This is a genomic window from Rhodococcus sp. PvR044, assembly GCF_040548995.1.
Classification (GTDB): Bacteria; Actinomycetota; Actinomycetes; order Mycobacteriales; family Mycobacteriaceae; genus Rhodococcus_G; species Rhodococcus_G oryzae.
Window position 1 is genome coordinate 59986 of record NZ_JBEPSX010000007.1, and the last position, 17797, is coordinate 77782.

The 17797-nt window shown below is 65.3% G+C and carries 17 protein-coding genes; 8 read left to right on the top strand and 9 right to left on the bottom strand.

Annotated elements, in window-relative coordinates:
- Positions 1–78 precede the first annotated feature (78 nt).
- The gene (locus ABIC28_RS17185; RefSeq protein ID WP_373560285.1) at positions 79–513 is read left to right on the top strand and encodes a PaaI family thioesterase; all 435 of its coding nucleotides are present in this window, start codon (positions 79–81) and stop codon (positions 511–513) included.
- Between the two features lie 689 nt (positions 514–1202).
- Complete coding sequence (locus ABIC28_RS17190; RefSeq protein WP_269590301.1) at positions 1203–1790, top strand: SMI1/KNR4 family protein; 588 nt, start codon at positions 1203–1205, stop codon at positions 1788–1790.
- A 177-nt stretch (positions 1791–1967) separates the two neighbouring features.
- Here the strand turns inward: ABIC28_RS17190 and ABIC28_RS17195 are convergent, their stop codons facing one another.
- Positions 1968–2306, bottom strand: coding sequence for a VOC family protein (locus ABIC28_RS17195; protein ID WP_269590300.1), 339 nt, complete (start codon positions 2304–2306; stop codon positions 1968–1970).
- A 79-nt stretch (positions 2307–2385) separates the two neighbouring features.
- On the opposite strand from ABIC28_RS17195, the gene ABIC28_RS17200 reads away from it, so the two are divergent.
- From ABIC28_RS17200 to ABIC28_RS17220, 4 genes are all read left to right on the top strand, one after another.
- Positions 2386–3027: a TetR/AcrR family transcriptional regulator gene (locus ABIC28_RS17200; protein ID WP_269590299.1), complete on the top strand. Its 642-nt coding sequence runs from the start codon at positions 2386–2388 to the stop codon at positions 3025–3027.
- Positions 3028–3303: 276 nt separating this feature from the next.
- On the top strand, positions 3304–4275 hold the full coding sequence (locus tag ABIC28_RS17205) for a recombinase family protein (protein WP_354580013.1): 972 nt from the start codon (positions 3304–3306) through the stop codon (positions 4273–4275).
- 156 nt (positions 4276–4431) lie between these two features.
- Positions 4432–5283, top strand: a complete 852-nt coding sequence (locus tag ABIC28_RS27260; protein WP_269590298.1) for an acyl-CoA thioesterase domain-containing protein — start codon at positions 4432–4434, stop codon at positions 5281–5283.
- A gap of 252 nt (positions 5284–5535) precedes the next feature.
- A complete protein-coding gene (locus ABIC28_RS17220; protein WP_354580015.1) occupies positions 5536–5700 on the top strand; it encodes a helix-turn-helix domain-containing protein in 165 nt (54 codons plus the stop codon).
- A 221-nt stretch (positions 5701–5921) separates the two neighbouring features.
- On the opposite strand, the gene ABIC28_RS17230 is transcribed toward ABIC28_RS17220, so the two are convergent.
- Together ABIC28_RS17230 and ABIC28_RS17235 are read right to left on the bottom strand one after the other, a co-directional pair.
- Positions 5922–6113, bottom strand: coding sequence for a hypothetical protein (locus ABIC28_RS17230; RefSeq protein WP_354580017.1), 192 nt, complete (start codon positions 6111–6113; stop codon positions 5922–5924).
- A gap of 46 nt (positions 6114–6159) precedes the next feature.
- Entirely contained in the window at positions 6160–6687 is a 528-nt protein-coding gene (locus ABIC28_RS17235) for a hypothetical protein (RefSeq protein WP_354580019.1), read from the bottom strand.
- A gap of 673 nt (positions 6688–7360) precedes the next feature.
- On the opposite strand from ABIC28_RS17235, the gene ABIC28_RS17240 reads away from it, so the two are divergent.
- Entirely contained in the window at positions 7361–8215 is an 855-nt protein-coding gene (locus ABIC28_RS17240; RefSeq protein ID WP_502945033.1) for an abortive infection family protein, read from the top strand.
- 269 nt (positions 8216–8484) lie between these two features.
- On the opposite strand, the gene ABIC28_RS17245 is transcribed toward ABIC28_RS17240, so the two are convergent.
- On the bottom strand, positions 8485–9606 hold the full coding sequence (locus ABIC28_RS17245; RefSeq protein WP_354580023.1) for a hypothetical protein: 1122 nt from the start codon (positions 9604–9606) through the stop codon (positions 8485–8487).
- 488 nt (positions 9607–10094) lie between these two features.
- Positions 10095–10352, bottom strand: coding sequence for a PLD nuclease N-terminal domain-containing protein (locus tag ABIC28_RS17250; protein WP_354580025.1), 258 nt, complete (start codon positions 10350–10352; stop codon positions 10095–10097).
- A gap of 387 nt (positions 10353–10739) precedes the next feature.
- Between ABIC28_RS17250 and ABIC28_RS17255 the strand changes: the two genes are divergently transcribed.
- Positions 10740–11387 (top strand): hypothetical protein, encoded by a 648-nt coding sequence (locus ABIC28_RS17255; protein ID WP_354580027.1) that lies wholly within the window; start codon positions 10740–10742, stop codon positions 11385–11387.
- A gap of 83 nt (positions 11388–11470) precedes the next feature.
- Here ABIC28_RS17255 and ABIC28_RS17260 read toward each other — a convergent pair whose 3' ends face one another.
- The 4 genes from ABIC28_RS17260 to nuoL form a co-directional block, all read right to left on the bottom strand.
- Positions 11471–12424 (bottom strand): SMI1/KNR4 family protein, encoded by a 954-nt coding sequence (locus ABIC28_RS17260; protein ID WP_354580029.1) that lies wholly within the window; start codon positions 12422–12424, stop codon positions 11471–11473.
- 169 nt (positions 12425–12593) lie between these two features.
- Positions 12594–14225: an NADH-quinone oxidoreductase subunit NuoN gene (gene nuoN, locus ABIC28_RS17265; protein WP_354580031.1), complete on the bottom strand. Its 1632-nt coding sequence runs from the start codon at positions 14223–14225 to the stop codon at positions 12594–12596.
- On the bottom strand, positions 14222–15856 hold the full coding sequence (locus ABIC28_RS17270) for an NADH-quinone oxidoreductase subunit M (RefSeq protein WP_097213353.1): 1635 nt from the start codon (positions 15854–15856) through the stop codon (positions 14222–14224). Before ABIC28_RS17270 ends, nuoN begins: the two co-directional genes overlap by 4 nt.
- Positions 15853–17796 carry an NADH-quinone oxidoreductase subunit L gene (gene nuoL, locus ABIC28_RS17275; RefSeq protein WP_354580032.1) on the bottom strand — a complete coding sequence of 648 codons (1944 nt, stop codon included), beginning with the start codon at positions 17794–17796 and terminating at the stop codon, positions 15853–15855. The genes ABIC28_RS17270 and nuoL overlap by 4 nt, the downstream gene beginning before the upstream one ends.
- Position 17797 lies beyond the last annotated feature (1 nt).

The following is a 17797-nucleotide window of genomic DNA, read 5'->3' on the forward strand; positions in this document are numbered from 1 at the left end:
GCCCGTCGGCATTTCGGGCGAAAGGTACATTCACTCGACCGGCAACGATGGAGTGTGAAGATGAGCAACGTGTCCTCGATGAGCGATCTGTCCGGGATGGACCCCGCGGCCGCAACCCCGTTCCTCAACAAGGGATTCGGTGAGGTGCTTGGGCTCGAGTACACCGAACTCAGCGGCGACCGGGTCCGGGCCCAGTGGACGGTCCGTCCCGAGCTGTACCAGCCGGCGGGCATCATGAACGGCGGCGTGCACTGCGCGGTCGTCGAGACGCTCGCCAGCATCGCGGGCAGCATCTGGCTGGGTGACCGGGGGCATGTGGTCGGCGTCAACAACAACACCGACTTCCTGCGGGCCACCCGCGACGGCGTCCTCTTCGCGGAGGCGACGCCGGTGCACCGCGGCCGCACGCAACAGCTGTGGCAGGTCGCCGTGGTGGACGAGCGGGACCGCCTGGTGGCCAAGGGGCAGGTGCGGCTCGCGAACGTCACCGACACGGACCGGCTCGGGGGCTAGAGGGGCCTTCGCGTCAACGTCGCGAAGGCCGATCGGTGAGGGCGGCGACTCACTGCTCGTCGCTGTCGACCACAGTAGATGCCCATGCTGGCAGTCGGCTCAGAACCACCACGATTGCATCATGCCGCCGGCGAGGTTTCGGGGCGGCTCCGATCGTTCGTAGAGCCAGCCGCTATAGATCGCACTCACTGCTTGCGCACGCGCTTGTCGGCAGCGCTTCCCCGCTCCGGAGGAGCGGCAGGATGCGGCAATGGAAGCGGTCGATTTTGCGACGCTACCGCGGCCACTTGGTCCGGCGAGGAGTGTCCGGCGGCCCGGGCGCGGAGTCTGTCCAACAATCGACCGTTTTCCGGACACGAATCAGGATGGTGAGGTCGCGCCTGTGCGGTTCGGGCAGGACGTTGCCGCCGGAGACCTTGGCGAGCCGCTGGGAACCGTTGCGCGGAAACTAAAGCCAGACGCCGCTGGTATCCACTGGTGGGGATCTCTGGGAGAGTCACTCCCGGTCAACTCAGCTGAGCGCGAAAATTGGCGGCCGGATTCAGCCGCGGAAGCCTCGGGGCCGAGGGAAGCGTCGGCCCGCACCGTCTTGTCTTTGTTGGCCTGGGGAATGTTGTTGATATATCGGATGTCTAACCATGGTTCGACGCCGACGCCGACGCCGACGCCGACGCCGATAGCTTTGCGTCATGACGGTTGAGGCGAACTGGGCCCGGATCATCCGCTGGTGCGAGCAACACGCCTCCGCGACCGCGGCGCAACTGTTGCCACCTGCCAAACCGGCAGATATTCGCGCCGCAGAGACTGCCACCGGCAGGGTCTGGTCTGAACAGCTCCGCCAGTGGTTCACTCTGCACGATGGCAGCCACCCCGGTTGCCCGCTCTATCTACTCCCCAAGTTCGCACCAATCTCCGTCACTGCCGCCGCTGAGGTTCACTCACGGATGACTCAGCTGTGGCAGGACATGACAGACGATCTCGGGGGCACTGAGATGTTGATGGCTGTACCCGCAGGAGAGGAAGTCGGGACCTACCTACCCGCCTACATCCCTATCGGTGAGGACGGCGGCGGCGACTACCTCGTGATCGACACCCGCTCCGGGGACCGCAAGGACTGCGTGGTCGACTTCTTCGGGGAGGGAGTCGAAACCCTGAAATGGGTCTCGATCGAGGCGATGCTCGACTCCACTGCGACGGCGCTCGAGCAGGGAACGGACTGCGAGGGGTGGGTGCCGGTCATCGAGGACGGTCTACTCCGTTGGGACTTTCAGCCGTAGCGCCCCGATCAGGCGCAGAACCCTGCTCGGCGATAGATGGCGGTGTTCTCGCGTCGCTCCTTGGGGGGATCGAAGAACCGCGCTGCGCTCACTGCTCAAGCATCCCGCAGTCGAGTAGTCACGATTCCGCCACGCCGCCGAGCGTCTAGGCCGTCGAGCTGTGATGAGAGGCTGCACTCAGCGTTGGACGACACAGAACTCATTTCCCAGGGGATCGGCCAGTACCGCGGTGCGATACCCGCCGTCGTCGTTGTGCTCCTCCAGTGTTCGCGCACCGAGACCAGCTAGTCGCGAGACCTCAGAATCGAGGTCATCGACGAAGAGATCCAGGTGAGCCCGGTTCTTAACATCTTTCGGCTCTTTCACACTTTGCAGCGTGAGGTGATGCAAACCTCCGCCCGGTGAAACAAGCCCATGGAACTGCGCACCGTCTGTGAATGGGACGGGTTCGTCGTAGCCGAGAGCGGCTTTCCAGAAGATCGCCGCGGTCTTCACGTCGACGCAATCGAGCGTCATTCCGACAGTCTGATTCACAAAACCCTGCTTCCTGATCGATGTTCAGTTACCTAACGGTGTTAAGTGTATCCTGTGCACGGTGACGAAGGAACCCAGACGCGATCGGCAGCGTCGAGAACTCAAGCAGGACATCGTCGCCGAAGCGCGCCGGCGACTCGAGGAAGGCGGGCCGACTGCGGTCACCCTTCGCGGGATCGCACGCGAGGTCGGGGTCAGTGCACCCGCGCTCTACACCTACTTTCCCAGTCTCGCCGAGCTGTTCACCGAGCTGATCGTGCAGAGCTATCAATCGCTCGAAGCCACCATCGCTGCTGCAACTGGTGCATCGGCAGGGTCGGCTCTCGAACAGCGCCTCGCCGCCGGTCCACTTGCCTACCGGTCCTGGGCGATCGCACATCGCCGACAGTTCAACCTCATCTTCTTCGACCAGATCGACGGGTACGCCGCACCACCAGGTGGGTCCACCGTGTCAGCGCAAACAGACGTGCTGCGACCAATCGCCACCCAATATGCCGAGGCCCGAGGATGCATGATCAGTCAACTGTTGGCCGACGACGATCTCCTCGATGACTTTCTCGCCTGGTGGGGAGCGTTCCACGGCATTGTTGCCCTCGAGGTCAACCATCATCTTGACTGGCGCGAACCAGAAGCAATCTTCCGACGTCATCTCTATGCCAGCATCCGAGAACTCCTCGCAACAGATGAGACAACCCGCCGGTGACTGCGGCGGGCTTGCTTGACGCCACCTGACGACGCGAGAACCCCCGCCATTTATCGCCGCGAGTCACACTCTCGTGGTGCCAACCCAAGTATCAGCTCGGGTCATAACCGAGACGTCCGTCATCCGAGGCGTCCATCAATCGTTCGTTTCCCGGACCAGGATCGAGGCGGGGGAGTGCCGGCGAGCGACCAGCGCCTCGCGCGTCCCAAAAAACGTGTCTCAGTGCCGTTGTCCCGAAACCTAGTGCTGTCGGTGAGTTCTGGGACACTCACGGCCGTGAGCGCACTGTTGGGCTACTCCCGCGTCTCGACCGGGGACCAGAACCCGGACCATCAGATTGACGCACTGCGCCGGGCCGGCGTCGCCCCCGAGAACATTCATGTCGATCACGCCTCCGGCGCGAAGGCGTCTCGACCGAAGCTGGACCTGGTGCTCAAGTTGCTGCGCGACGGCGACCAGCTTGCGATCACTCGTCTCGATCGGTTGGGCCGCTCGGTGCTGCACCTGATCGGCCTCGGCGCCGAGCTGCGAGAGAAGGGCGTGGGGCTCAAGGTGCTCGAGCAGGGCATCGACACCGCCACCGCTGAGGGCCGCGCCATGTTCGGGATGCTCTCGGTGCTCGCCGAGCTACAACGTGAGTTGATCGTGGCCAATACCCCCGACGGGCTGGCCGCCGCCCGGGCCCGCGGCCGCAAGGGCGGGCGGCCCTCGAAACTCACCACGGAGCAGGTCCAGCACGCCCAACGTCTCTACGACGCCGGCGGGCACACCGTCGCCCAGATCGCCGGGCTCCTCGGCGTACGCCGCACCACCCTCTACGGACACCTGAGCAAGTCCGCCACTACACCAGCGGATCCCGAGACGCCGTCGCCCGCCGACCTTGGCGTGGACACACTCGAACACCCCGCGCCGGCACGAAGTACTCCGCGTGCCTGCCCGAGTTGCGGAAACGAGCCAACCACCCGCGCCGAGGCCGCCCATCAACGCGCCGACCTGGCCGTGTCCTGGCTGTATCGCGATCCCAGCGCCGCCGTCGGGATCGTCGCTCGAAACCACTGCCGCAGTTGCCAACCCGATGAACCGGCCGTCGACATCGCCTGCGCAGTCTGCGAAGACGGCCCCATCCTCGCCGGAGAACTCGCCGCCGGCACCGGCAGTAGCAACCTCCTGTCGCCGCCAGTCCAGCAGTGGCTCACCGTCGCCGGGTGGCGAACGGATCCGGCGCTACTTTGCCCCGACCACGCATGATCCGCCGGTGACACCTAATTCCGTCGACGCTTGATAGCCGGCGCGTCGCAGAAATTGGCGGCTTCCTTCCACGGCGTTCGATGCTGCGCCATACTGGAACACGTTCTAGTTTGGTAGAAGTGACGCAGACCGTTCTCGCCAAATCAGAGGAGCTCCATGGCCTACTTCGAATGCAGAGAAGACGGATACCAACCACTCCCGTTCTCCCAAAGTCAGTGGTCCCCGGACTCGATCAACGGATCGGCCCTGGCGGGATTGACCGCTCATGCGGTGGAATCGGCCTGCAGTGCACCCGAGTATCGCCCGGCGAAGTTCACCCTGGACATCTTCCGGCAGCCGACGTTTGCCCCTTTGCAGACCGACACCACGGTGGTCCGGGAGGGCCGCAGCATCCGCATCGCCGACGTGGTTGTACGACAGGGAGACCGTGCCGTAGCGCGAGGGTCCATGGTGTCGATCCGACCGACACAAGATCCGCCGGGTTCACGGTGGCACCCATACAGCGAATCGATGACCCCGCCCGAGCCACTCATCGAGTCACTGCCCAATCCCGGCATTCTCTGGGGCAGCGACGAGCACCCCGACCGGTGGAGCTTCTCGATGCCCGAACACCAGAACGCCGGCAGGAAGCGCCTGTGGTTCGACCAACCGCAGGTCATCTCCGGCATGGACAACACCCCATTCGTTCGTGCCGCCATGGTCGGCGAACTGACCAACACCCTGACCAGCTGGAGCGATCGCGGAATCGGCTTCATCAACCACGACGTGACGATCCTCCTGTCGCGACTGCCGATCAGTCCGGTTGTCGGGATCGAGGCCGACAACCACATCGCCGACAGCGGTATCGCTGCCGGAGCGGCGTCGATGTGGGATCGACACGGTCGGTTCGGGATCAGTCTGGTCGGCTCGGTCGCCCACACGGCCGGCAGCCTGAACTCAGCGAGCGGCCCCGATCAATGGGCAGAATCCGATCGTTCCTACCAACCCGATTTCGACTCAACTCACTAGCCTCCACAGTCCCGGTGGACACAATGCGCCAGATCTCGGGACTGCCCCGTGTTCAGCTGACGGGGCAGTCCCCTGGTTGCGGCGGTCAGTGTTCCGCCAGGAGACCACCTGACTAGAGTGCGCACGAATGGTTGCGTCCAACAGGATGGTGCGTACTACCCGCACCCGGCCGCTCTGTTGCATTCGGCTTGCGGAGACAGAGTTGTCCACATAATCGAGCGCAGCCTCATTCGAGAGCGGACCGTCGCCGGATTGACCGCCGCCCGCGAACGCGGCCGGGTCGGTGGCCGCCCGGTTGCACTGACCGCTGCGAAGAAGCGACAGGCCAACGGGATGCGCGCCGAGGGTACGCCCATGTCCGAGATCGCCGAGGTGCTCGGTATCGCCCGAAGCACGCTCTACCGGAGCCTCGGTTGAACGCAAGCGGAATGCCTTGCGATCCTTGGCGTTGCGGGTGGCGAGGAGTCGGCAGATGTGTGTTGGGCCCCAGTTCGCTCGACCTCCAGGGGTGGGGACCTGGTCGGCGTTGAGTGCCTTGCAGATGCTCCGGTACGACAGCCCGGAGATCCTCAGGTCGAGCACCCGGTCGAGAACGTGGTCGGGGCACAGTGGTGGCCGACCTCGCTGACCATGGGTGCTCACTGCCCGCCGCCGCGGCCGACCGTGAAGACCCAGCGAACCGTTGCGAGGAGCTCTTTCACGATCGCGAGGGCGGGTTCGGCGCGGTCCCGATCTGGCGAGAGCGCGACCCAGACCGCGTACATGAGGGTGAGGACGAGCAGCAGCACTACGACAGAGACGACGGTCTGCCAGCTGATGAGGGTAACCATGTAGTTCTCCGTGTGGATTGGGGCGGAGGACTACAGGTCTCAGTATCTAGACGTGCAGAACCGCCGCAGGTTGAAAGGTCCGAATCAACCTGCGGTGGGTGGGGCCTCGGGTGACCTGAGGGTGGGTGGAGACAAGCTTGCCGGGAGGGTCGCTATCACAGTTACGCCGAGTCAGTGCCCTCAAATAGGCACGGGCCGTTTCTACGGCGACGATCGAGCGTCGGCGATTGGCGCCGAGGTGTTCATCCAGGCCGACCACCGCTGTCGGTTGCCTGAGGACGCCCATCTCGGAGATCCACAGTCCGACCCGGCGGCGATGATCCATGACCTGGCCCAGAATGCGGTTCGCCTCATCAATGAGGCGGACAGTCCGCCCCAATGTGGAGTGGAGCGGTGCTACGGCACGCTGCATGTTCTGGCAGACAGATGCGGTTGCGGATGCGATGCGGACTAGGTCCTCGTAACCGGGGGATTCCAGGAACTGGTTGACGATCGCACGCTCCCGGAGCCTCCGTTCCGTGTCCGCGCGCAGCGAGGAGGACTGGTGTCCCGCCGGCGCTGCGGATGAGGTCATGCTGACCACTCTAAGTGGAGGTCCGAGCTGTTCCGCTAATTCAATCTGTGACACCGTATCCGCGCCCGGCGCTACAGCTCAGGGTCGGCGTCGCGCCTGGGTGGGTCGAGTTCCGGTCCCGACGATTCCGGTCCGTCGCCGGACTCGGTATTGAGCTGGATCTTGCCGAGCTGTCTGGGGAAGTCTGAGCCCGGCGGCGGGGGAGTCCGTCGAGGGCGCTCTGGGCGATGCTCGCCACCTCGGGTGCGGCGGTGCTGTCCGGGGCCTGCCGGGTCAATTGAGATCGCTTCCAGCGACCCGTTCGTGGCGCTCGGCATCGGCGCCGCGGTCGACGACCCTCGTGCGATATAGGTCGTACCGAGTGACCGACGAGGGATTCCTCGCTGACTTCGCGAGCGTTGACCTCGGTAACGGATTTCCGTGCAACGGCTTTCCGTCGAGTTCTCGCAGGTCGGTGAACAGGCCGTCGACGGCAGCGCGCGGAATTCCGCGCCCGCCCATCTGTGCGCCGGGGTTGGTCGGCTCGTCAAAGGGTGGTGACCGGGAGGCCGTGGTGGTCCTGTGTGTCACCCTATTTCGGATGTTCCCGGCATAAACACACTGGCCTTCGGGGACTGCTGCAGTCCCGTCTCGGCGGGCTCGGTTGGATAGATCGTAACGACCAGGGGAAATTGTGCGGAGTGATGCGAAGGCGTCGATCGCGAAAAGCGCGATGGCGATCATGATCCAGAAGACTTTCGACCAAGAGGACTGGTTCCATCTCGGTGCAGCCACTGACACGGTGGATCTCATCAACGACCATGGTCGACTGCTTCGCAGTCTCAACTTCGGCGACGACGACTACCTCATGTGCATCTACCAGGTCCTGCCCGAGGTGCTGGGTGAACGCAGGCCGCGGGGACGCTCGGGGGTGCATCAGTCGGTCGACTCATTCGAGAACCTCGAGATCGTCGAAGACCACCTCGGTCTCGAGAAGTGGCTGCGAGACAACGACGAACGCGCCTACCGGGAGCTGTATGGCGGCGCCGACACCGCGTTCGTCGACGACGTGATCGCAGCTGTTCACGACCCGCTGACAGTTTCCGAGGTCGAGGCCCACGCGCAGCGGATTCGTGGCGGACTGCACGCCGATCCGGCGCAGGCCGTCGGGTCGGCGAAGGAACTGCTCGAGACAGTCCTCAAGTCGATCCTGGGGCTGCACGGCACCGGCAAGGAAACCCAGCAGGACCTCCCCAAGCTGGTCGGTGGCGCGCTCGACGAGCTGGGGATGAGCCCGGGACGTCTCGACATGAACGAGCCGGGAGCCCAGCAGCGGAGAAAGATCCTGCAGTCCCTGACGGCGATCGTCGGCGCCGCCGGCGAGCTGCGCAACGCCGGTCTCGGGACCGGCCACGGAGTCAGCCGCGCCCCGGCGCTCGACCCTGCGTTCGCTCGACTTGCGGTGTCGTCGGCGGTATCGGCGGCCACTTTCCTTGCCGACGCCGCCGCCCGCCGAGCGGTCGGTGACTACGCGACGCCCACGAAGTAAGGAGCCTCCCTCTCCGTGTTCGTGCCGAAGGGCTCATCGTTGACGTCGAGGTGCCCGATCAGGTGCACGGCTGGGTCAGGGCCAGGACCAGCCGTGGAAACTGGCTCTTGCAGGGTTCGGTTCGCGATACCGGCTGGCATCGGTTGCGGCCACCTTGAAGTCGACAGTGGGTGCCCCGCGACCGCGGTCCGACCGTGTCGCTGACCGGCGAAAAAAGCGCGCAGTGTTCGGTGAGCTGTACGTTTGCTGGTGTCAGCCACCCGTCCGCACTAGGACTGTTCCTTCTTGTCCCTCATTGTCGAAACCAGACCATCAACTGATGCCGCCAACGATGCTGCGTCCGGCTCCTGCGCCGACATGTTCACAGCGGGCTGTGCGAATACCCGTTGTCCGACCTGTACGAGTAGAAGTGACCGAGAATCGTCGTCAAGCGGTTCCACGTAGGTGGTGATTGCGTGGAGCTGTGCTGCAGACGATCGCGCCCACCACGACTGTTGACGGTGGCGGCTAGCGGCCCGTGACGCATATGCCGCCAGAGCTGCGAATGGCAGCGTCAGAGACAAATGCAGAGCCTGGATCTTCCAGTCCTCCGAAGGGCTGGCGCCTACGTCCAGCGTCTTGAACGCGATACCGGTTACCCCCGCCAGGGAAGTGGCAGCCAGTCCGGTCCACAACCGCGCGCTTACTCGTTCCTGGGCTGCTACTACTGCGAAGTGGCTTGCGAGCTTGTTGGTGCCCACCTCGCCCGCTGCGTCCTTCACATTCCCGGCAGTCTTCTCGACTTCCTCAAGAACCCGTGTTGCCGCGCTGGCTATTTCGGAGACTGCGGCACCGTCCACAGTCCACTCTGCGGCCGTCTCGAACCTCCGAGAGAGGGCACGGATTCGATCACTCCACTGATCGAAGGTCGTTTTGTTCCTTGGCGAGTCCCCTGGGAGATCTACGAAGTATTCGCCAGCATCGATCCAGGTCGACTGCCGCAGGTTCAATCGAACGTCGGTGAGCCACTGGCTGAGGTACCGAGCGAGTGTGAGGTAGTCGCTCGGTGGAAGCGCTGAAATGGAGGCGATGAGTTCGCGGACTCGATCGGCGACAACGAACTGGATGAGCCAGCGAGGTGACCGTTCGATGTCGCCAACCGGGACGACGTCGAGCGGCTCTTCGAACAACAGCGCTCGCAGTTCTTCGCAGGGCGCCACCAATTCGGCAGCAGCAATCCGGATTGTGTTGGGCAGTTCAGATCCGGTTGGCGGGTCGGCCATTTGGCGGACTTGCTCAATTAGACGTTCTAACTCGAGGGCAACGTTTCTCCATAGCTCCGTAGCCTTACCTCGGGCGCGCGGCTCTACGGCTTCGAGAAGTGGCGCTAAGGCGTCGAGAGTGTCGGGCACGAAGGCACGCTACCCCGGCACGGCCCCAGCGTTCCCTACGGACGGTCCGCCGATCAGATCCTCGACATCCAGATGGCTCTCTCGGAGCCGCCGCGTGCTTCTGTGCGTGGACTGACACTGCATCCGGAGCGAAGACTGACCGGCGGACACGCCCCTCCGGATGCAATATTGCGGTACATGAGCATCATCAAGGGCACCTGACAGATGTCATCTGGCATAATCTCTGTTACCGGTGGCTTAAATGGATTGCGCTACTGAGGTTTTGGGTGCATTGCCCCTCTCGGGACGAGATTGCGACCCCCCACAAGACCGTCAGAGGGCGATAGTTCGGATAGGCACCCTATGCAGGACTTGCATGTAGTGCGGTCAAACAGGACCCCGGGCGGACTGTTTGCCCAGTGCCCGATCTGCTCGCATGACGCGATCTGGCGTCCCGGTTGACGATCGTCATACGGGACACCTGTGTTGGGCGCCTTCAGGCGTGATCGTCAGGTGAAGTTGGCACGCGGTTCCCTTTGCAGCTTCGCTCGTCGTCGTAGTGGCGGTGCGCCGAGCAGGAACCATGCCGCTGGTCCGATCATTGGCAGCACGATGACGAGCGCGGACCACCAGAATTTCGATCCGGCGCGGTCGTGGCGGGTGTGGAGAATCGAGATAAGCGCGGCGATGGTGAGCACGGCGTAGGTGAGCATGATGAGCGCCACTTGGATGTCGAAGCTCAACGGCACCGTCGGGTTGTGGTCCATGTAGAAGGCCCCCTCGGAAGGTTGTCCACTCGACGCTATCGGATGGTCCTGTGGCGAGCGGAAGAGCTTGGCGCGATTGCTTGGCTGACCGTAGCCGGTCGGGCCCTCCGCGGGAGGTTCCTCCTGGAGGTCAGGGACAACGTGACACAAGATGGGTTATCGGAATCTATTTTCGAATGTTGTTCGGGCTCGACGGGTCAACGCTCTTGCGCCAGACCGGCTCGGGGAGCGAGCCAGCTCTTCAACCGAGTTCCCAGACTGAGAAGCGATGTGATCCACGGCTACTAAGGAACCGCATTGAGCCATCCGCGGTACCGTCGAATCCCGGCGAAGGACGCTGTGTCCGGTCGCTCTTGCAAGACGCCGTGAAGGGGGAAGGGTAGGGCAATGGATCCGCAACGCCGACCAACATTCCCGGCCATTCCGCAGAACGAGATACCAGCCTCAGTGCAATTTCGGCTCGTCCTCGCCCACACCGACAACCTCGCGCTGTGGATGACGAACATGCGGGTCTACAGCACCGGCCTGACCTTCACCCTCGAAGCAGGCCAACGTAACGGCGACAGATTCCTCGGGATGTATGGCTTCGGTAAGCCAGAATCCGGTCACACCCCGCCGACGCTGTTCGGCATCGAGGACTCAGCAGGGACGATCTCCCCAAACCTCCCGAGAACGCGTTCAGGTCTCCGGCCCGGCAGCGGTGGAGGAGGCATGGCGAGCCATGCCATGAACTATTCGCTCACCCCGCTGCCCGCACCCGGACCGATGCAAATCTACGTCGCATGGCCCCACTTCGGTATCAACGAGACGCGGTTCGACTTTGACACCACCGCAATCCATGAAGCCGCAGCCCAAGTCATTGCCTTGTGGCCACCGGGGGACGCAGGGCCCGGCATCGCAGACGTCGGCAACAGAACCACCCCGCAGATCGAAGTACCGTCCGGAGGCTGGTTCGAATCCGCCGCTGACAAGCAGAAGCTCCCGCCCCCTGATCCCGACGCACCGCGCCGAATCAACTTCGGACACATCGGATAGGCGCAAGACGCGGGATCGAAGTGGTGCGGGTCGGCGAAGAAACGGCCCAGTAGGTTCCGGTCCCAAACGACTCGTACGAAAGATCACCCGCCGAGAGCAAACATGAACCCTCCCGGGGGAACTTCGTGGACGATGACCTCGTTTCCGACGCCCGTGACGACCGTCAGATAGAACTTGGTTTCGCCATCGACGGAGACGAACGAGTTCATCGTCACTCCCCGCAGACGCGGAACTCGTTGGAACACCGTCTGGCCGCCATCCACAACCGAACCGGGGTACTGCGACCGGGCAGTGTCGAGAACCGTCTGTCGGACGACCTCGAGATCGACGAGGTCGTCATCGGGGCCGATCTGCGACGGCCGGAAATCGGTGATCTCGAACGGCAGACGCATCACCGTCGGGTCAGGTCGCGGCTCCTGGGGCGGCACGTCGGAGGTGTCGATCTCCCAGATCAAGGCGCCATTCTCGATGGTCGGTATGAGGTACGGATGCCCGGCACCGGACTCCACAATTCGGCACAAGGAGTCGATGTAGTCGGCCAGCGACGCGAACGATGGCACACCCTGATCGGCTCCCTCCCACCCGAAGGGCCGCACGCATCCGTGCTGCTCACCGGGGCGGGTGTCGACACAGAGGTAGTCGCCGCCACCGTCCTTGGCGAACGGAACGTACGCGTCGAGGAACATCTCCGCGACGGTGCCGGCAGGCTGTTTACGAGCGATGTCGGCCCAGTCGGGACCGAGATCCTCAGTGTCGTGGAGAGTTTCCCGACAGAACTCATGCTCGGCTACGACCTCGTCGAGTGAGAGCATTGTCAGCTCAGCTAGCACGGTCCCCGTGGCGGTGCCGTCACTCGACTCGCCTTGACCGTCGTGTAGCGAGAAGAATTCACGAAGTTCGTCCGTCCACGGTGTCGTCGCGCGTTCCGCCTCCCACCGATCTGCCGCCGACCGCGGCGGCCGAACCGCGGCCGCCGTGACCGGCGCCCGCTCCCGGAGCACCGCCATGTACGCCAGCCACGCCTCAGTGAGGGTCATCGCCCGAATCTAATCGACCTCGACGAGACCGTGTGAACCGCGCGTCCCTCGTTGGCCTGCGCCGAGATGACGGGACCAGTACTGAGACAGTTCCGAAGTTGAAGGAACACACAGGAACCCTTCGCTGCCCACCGGCGCCACCAATCGCGCGGCCGCCCGGCGCTTCGCGTCAGGTGAGGAACTGCGCAGCCCGGTCCGCCAGGTCGAGGACGGGCTGCGGCAGGATCCCGAGCATCAGTGTGACGACGGCGCACAGGCAGATCGCGGCCGCGGTCGCGGTGCTGGGCACGACGACCGTCGTCGCCTCGGATTCCGGCGTCGGGTCGGAGAAGTACATCAGCACGATGACCCGCACGTAGAAGAAGGCGGCGATCGCGCTGCTGATCACGCCGACGATGACGAGGGGTACCGCCCCGCCCTCGGCGGCGGCGCGGAAGACCGCGAACTTTCCGACGAACCCACTGGTCAACGGGATTCCGGCGAACGAGAGCAGGAACAGGGCGAAGACCGCGGCCAACAGCGGTGAGCGGCGGCCGAGGCCGGCCCAGCCGGCCATGTCGGTGGTTTCCTGGTGCCCGTCCCGAACCAACATCACGCAGGCGAAGGCGCCGAGCGTGCTGAAGCCGTAGGCGAGCAGATAGAACATCGTCGCCGAGAGTCCCGCGTCGTTCCCGGCGATCAGGCCGGTGAGGATGAATCCGGTGTGGGCGATCGCCGAATACGCGAGCATGCGTTTGACGTCGGTCTGGGTGATCGCCAACACGGCACCGACCAGCATGGTCGCGATGGCGACGGCCCACAGCATCGGACGCCAGTCCGCCCGCAACTCCGGCAGGGCGACGTAGAAGATGCGTAGCATGGCGCCGAACGCGGCGACCTTGACGGCCGCCGCCATGAAGGCGGTGACCGGGGTGGGGGCGCCCTGGTACACGTCGGGCACCCACGAATGGAACGGCACCGCACCGACTTTGAACAGCAGGCCCACGCTCAGCAGCCCGGCACCGAGCAACGCCAGCACCGGCCGCTGCTCGCCGCCGTCGGCGATCGCGTCGGCTATGCCCGCGAGCCGCACCGTGCCCGCGTAGCCGTACAGCAACGCCACGCCGTAGAGAAAGAACGCCGAGGAGAACGCGCCGAGCAGGAAGTACTTCAGCGCTGCCTCCTGGGAGAGCAGGCGCCTGCGCCTGGCCAGTCCGCAGAGCAGGTACAGCGGCAGCGACAGCACCTCGAGCGCGACGAACATGGTGAGTAGGTCACCCGCCGCCGGGAACAGCAGCATCCCGCCGACCGCGAAGAGCGTCAGCGGGAACACCTCTGTCTGCATCACTCCCGCCCTGGTCGCCTCCAGTTCGTCGACGCTGCCGGGCACCGCGGCCGCCTGGGGGGCGAAGGCGTCGATGCCGCCGACCCCGGCCGCTGGACTCGGGACCGAGACGACCGCCGCCCGCCGCGCCCCGCCCGCGGCCCGCGGTCCGCTGCGTTCGGCGATCAGCAACACCGCGAGGATCGAGACCAGCAGGATCGTGCCCTGCAGGAACAGGGTGGGGCCGTCGACGACGACAGCGCCCATGACGGCGGTGCCGTGATCTCCCCTCAGCAGCACGACCGCGACGAACGCCGCGCCCAGGCCGCCGAGACTGAGCACCAGGTGGCTGGTGAGGCGGCCGCGGGTGGGCGCGAACGCCTCGACGATCACCGCCACGACCGCCACCCCGAACACGATCAACATCGGCGCGAGCCTGCCGTACTCGATGTCCGGTGCGGGCAGCGCAGCCTGGGCGAGGGCTTCATGGGACCTCATCGGGGCGCACCTCCGTGGTTGTCCTGATCGGCGACGAGGCCGGTGAGGGTCGGGCCGGTCGGTGCGGGATCGTGCTGACCGATCGTGGTCATGATCTGACTGACCGCGGGGTTGACGATGTCGAGGACCGGTTTCGGGTAGAAGCCGAGGACGAGGAGCAGCGCGATCAGCGGGGCCACGACCGCGAGTTCGCGGGGCACCAGGTCGCGGATGCGCTTGTTGTCCTCGGTCACCGGACCGGTCATCAGGCGTTGATACAGCCAGAGCACGTAGATCGCCGCGAGAACCAGCGCGCTGGTCGCGATCAGCGCGGCGGCCGGGTAGCGGGTGAAAGTGCCCACCAGGACCAGGAACTCGCTCACGAACGGGGCCAGCCCGGGCAGGGACAGGGTCGCGAGGCCCGCGACGAGGAAGGTGCCTGCCATCACAGGGGCGACCTTTTGCACGCCGCCGTACGCGGCGATGGCCCTTGTGCCGCGGCGGGAGACAAGGAATCCGGCCACCAGGAACAGGGCAGCGGTCGAGATGCCGTGGTTGACCATGTACAGCGTCGAGCCGGCCTGCCCCTGACTGGTCATCGCGAAGATGCCGAGAATGATGAACCCGAAGTGCGAGATCGACGTGTAGGCGATCAGCCGCATCACGTCGGTCTGACCGATCGCCAGCAACGCGCCGTAGACGATGCCGATCACCGACAGCGTGACGATCAGCGGCGCGAAGTACGCGGACGACTCGGGGAAGAGCTGCAGGCAGTAGCGGAGCATCGCGAAGGTGCCGACCTTGTCGACGACGGCCATCATGAGCACCGCGGTGGCCGGGGTGGCGGCAGTGGCCGCGCCCGGCAGCCAGGTGTGGAAGGGCCACAACGGTGCCTTCACTGCGAAGGCGAACATGAAGCCGAGGAACAGCGCATTGAGGACGCCGGGATCGACGCCGAGCCCGCCCGAGGAGGCGGCCGCGACGATCTCGCGGAAGTCGAAGGTCCCACCCGGAAGCGGGCTGCCCTCGCGCACCGTCACCACGTACAGTCCGATCACCGCGGCCAGCATGATCAGGCCGCCGAAGAGGTTGTACAGCAGGAACTTCACCGCCGCGCGAGACCGGTGCACGCTGGCCCTCCGGGTCACCGCGGTGGCATCGGTCCCGCCGAATCCGCCGATGAGGAAATACATCGGGAGCAGCATCGCCTCGAAGAACACGTAGAACAGCAGGATGTCGAGGGCGGTGAACGACACCAGCACCATCGATTCGACCACCAGGATCAACGCCACGTAGAAGTGGATCCTGCGCCTGCCGATCGGCTCCGGCTCGGGGACGTCGTTCCATCCTGCGAGCAGTAGCAGCGGCACCAGCACGGTTGTCAGCAGCACCATCACCAGCGCGATGCCGTCCACCCCGAGGGTGTACCGGGTGCCGAAAGCCGGGATCCAGGCGTGTGACTCGACGTACTGGTACTGCGCGCCCGCCGGATCGAAACCGACCGCCACGGACACCGCCAGCGCGAGCACCACGAGCGCGGTGCCGAGCGCGACGGACCGGGCGAGCCGGTGCTTGTCCGCGGGCAGCGTCAGGACAGCGGCGGCGCCGACGAGCGGTGCCACCCAGATCGCGGTCAACCAGGGCAGGCTCATCGCAGACCCACCAGCACCATCGTCGCGGCCACCGCGCCCGCGCCCGCGAACATGTACAGGGCGTAGGTCCGGACGAAGCCGGTCTGCAGCCGTCGGATCCGCGCCGACGAGCCGGCGATCGCCGCGGTCAACCCGCTCACCGCGCCGTCGATGCCCCTGCCGTCGAAGTAGCCGAGCCACCGCGTCAGATGTTGGCCAGGACGCATGAACACCGCCTCGTTGACTGCGTCGCCGTACAGGTCCCTGCGGGCCGCGACGGTGAGTGGGGAGACCGCGGCGGGCGCGACCTCGGGGATCTTCTGCCCCGCGTACTGCCGATAGGCCACAGCGACACCGGCGAGCACGACGACCAGGGTGGTCACGTTGATCACCCATACGGGGACGGCGAGATCGGGATGTTGGGCGCCGACCACCGGTTCGAGCCAATGCTGGAGCGCCCCACCGAAGGCCAGGATCGCGCCGGAGGTCACCGAACCGATCGCGATGAGGATCATCGGCCACGTCATCACGCCCGGCGACTCGTGCGGGTGGGCGACTGTGCCGTCTGGTCGCTCCGCAGGCTCCGCGCCTGTGCCTTCTGGTCGCTCCGCATGCTCCCCTCGCCATCGGGGCGTGCCGAAGAACGTCAGCAGCATCACCCGGGTCATGTAGAACGCGGTGATGCCCGCCCCGAGCAGGGCGGCCGTACCGAGGACGATGCCCTCGGTGCCGCCCGCGCCGAACGCCGCCTCGATGATCTTGTCCTTCGAGAAGTACCCGGAGAAGGGGGGAATGCCGAGGATCGCGAGATAGCCGAGCCCGAACGTGACGAAGGTGATCGGCATGAACGCCCGCAATCCGCCGTAGCGGCGCATGTCGGTCTCGTCGTTCATGCCGTGCATCACCGACCCGGCGCCGAGGAACAGTCCCGCCTTGAAGAAGCCGTGGGTGAGCAGGTGCATGATCGCGAACGCGTACCCCGCGGGGCCGAGGCCCGCGGCGAGCACCATGTAGCCGATCTGGCTCATCGTCGACGCCGCAAGCGCCTTCTTGATGTCGTCCTTGGCGCAGCCGATGATTGCGCCGAACAGCAGGGTGACCGCGCCGACCGCTACGACCGCGAGCTGCGCGCCCGGCGCCAGGTCGAAGATCACGTTGGACCGGACAATGAGATAGACGCCCGCGGTGACCATCGTGGCGGCGTGGATCAGCGCCGACACCGGGGTCGGGCCCTCCATCGCGTCGCCGAGCCAGGACTGCAGCGGCACCTGGGCCGACTTGCCGCACGCCGCGAGCAGCAGCGCCAATCCGATTGCCGTGACCGCGGACTCGCTCGCCCCGTCCGCCGCGGCGAAGACGCCGCTGAAGTTGATCGAACCGAACGTCGCGAACATCATCATGATCGCGACGACCAGGCCCATGTCGCCGACGCGGTTGACCACGAAGGCCTTCTTCGCCGCGGTCGCCGCCGACGGCTTGAACTGCCAGAAGCCGATCAGCAGGTAGGAGGCGAGGCCGACGCCCTCCCATCCGACATAGAGACCGAGGTAGTTGTCGGCGAGCACCAGGAGCAGCATCGCGGCCAGGAACAGGTTGAGGTAGGCGAAGAAACGACGCTTGGCCACATCGTCTTTCATGTAGCCGACCGAATAGATGTGGATCAGCGAGCCCACCCCGGTGATGAGCAGCACGAAGCAGATCGACAGCTGGTCCAGCAGGAGCCCGAAGTCCACCTGCAGGCCCGCGGCAGGTAGCCAGCTGAAGAGGTCCTCGGACAGGGCACGATCGGCGGTGTCGCGGCCCAGCATCTGGGCGAAGAACACGACACCGACCGCGAACGACGCCAACGCCATCGCGCAGGCGAACAGATGGCCCCACCGGTCGGTTCGGCTGCCGCCGAGCAGCAGCACCGTGGCGCCCAGCAGCGGCAGGGCGGGCAGCAGCCAGATCCCCCCGGTCACG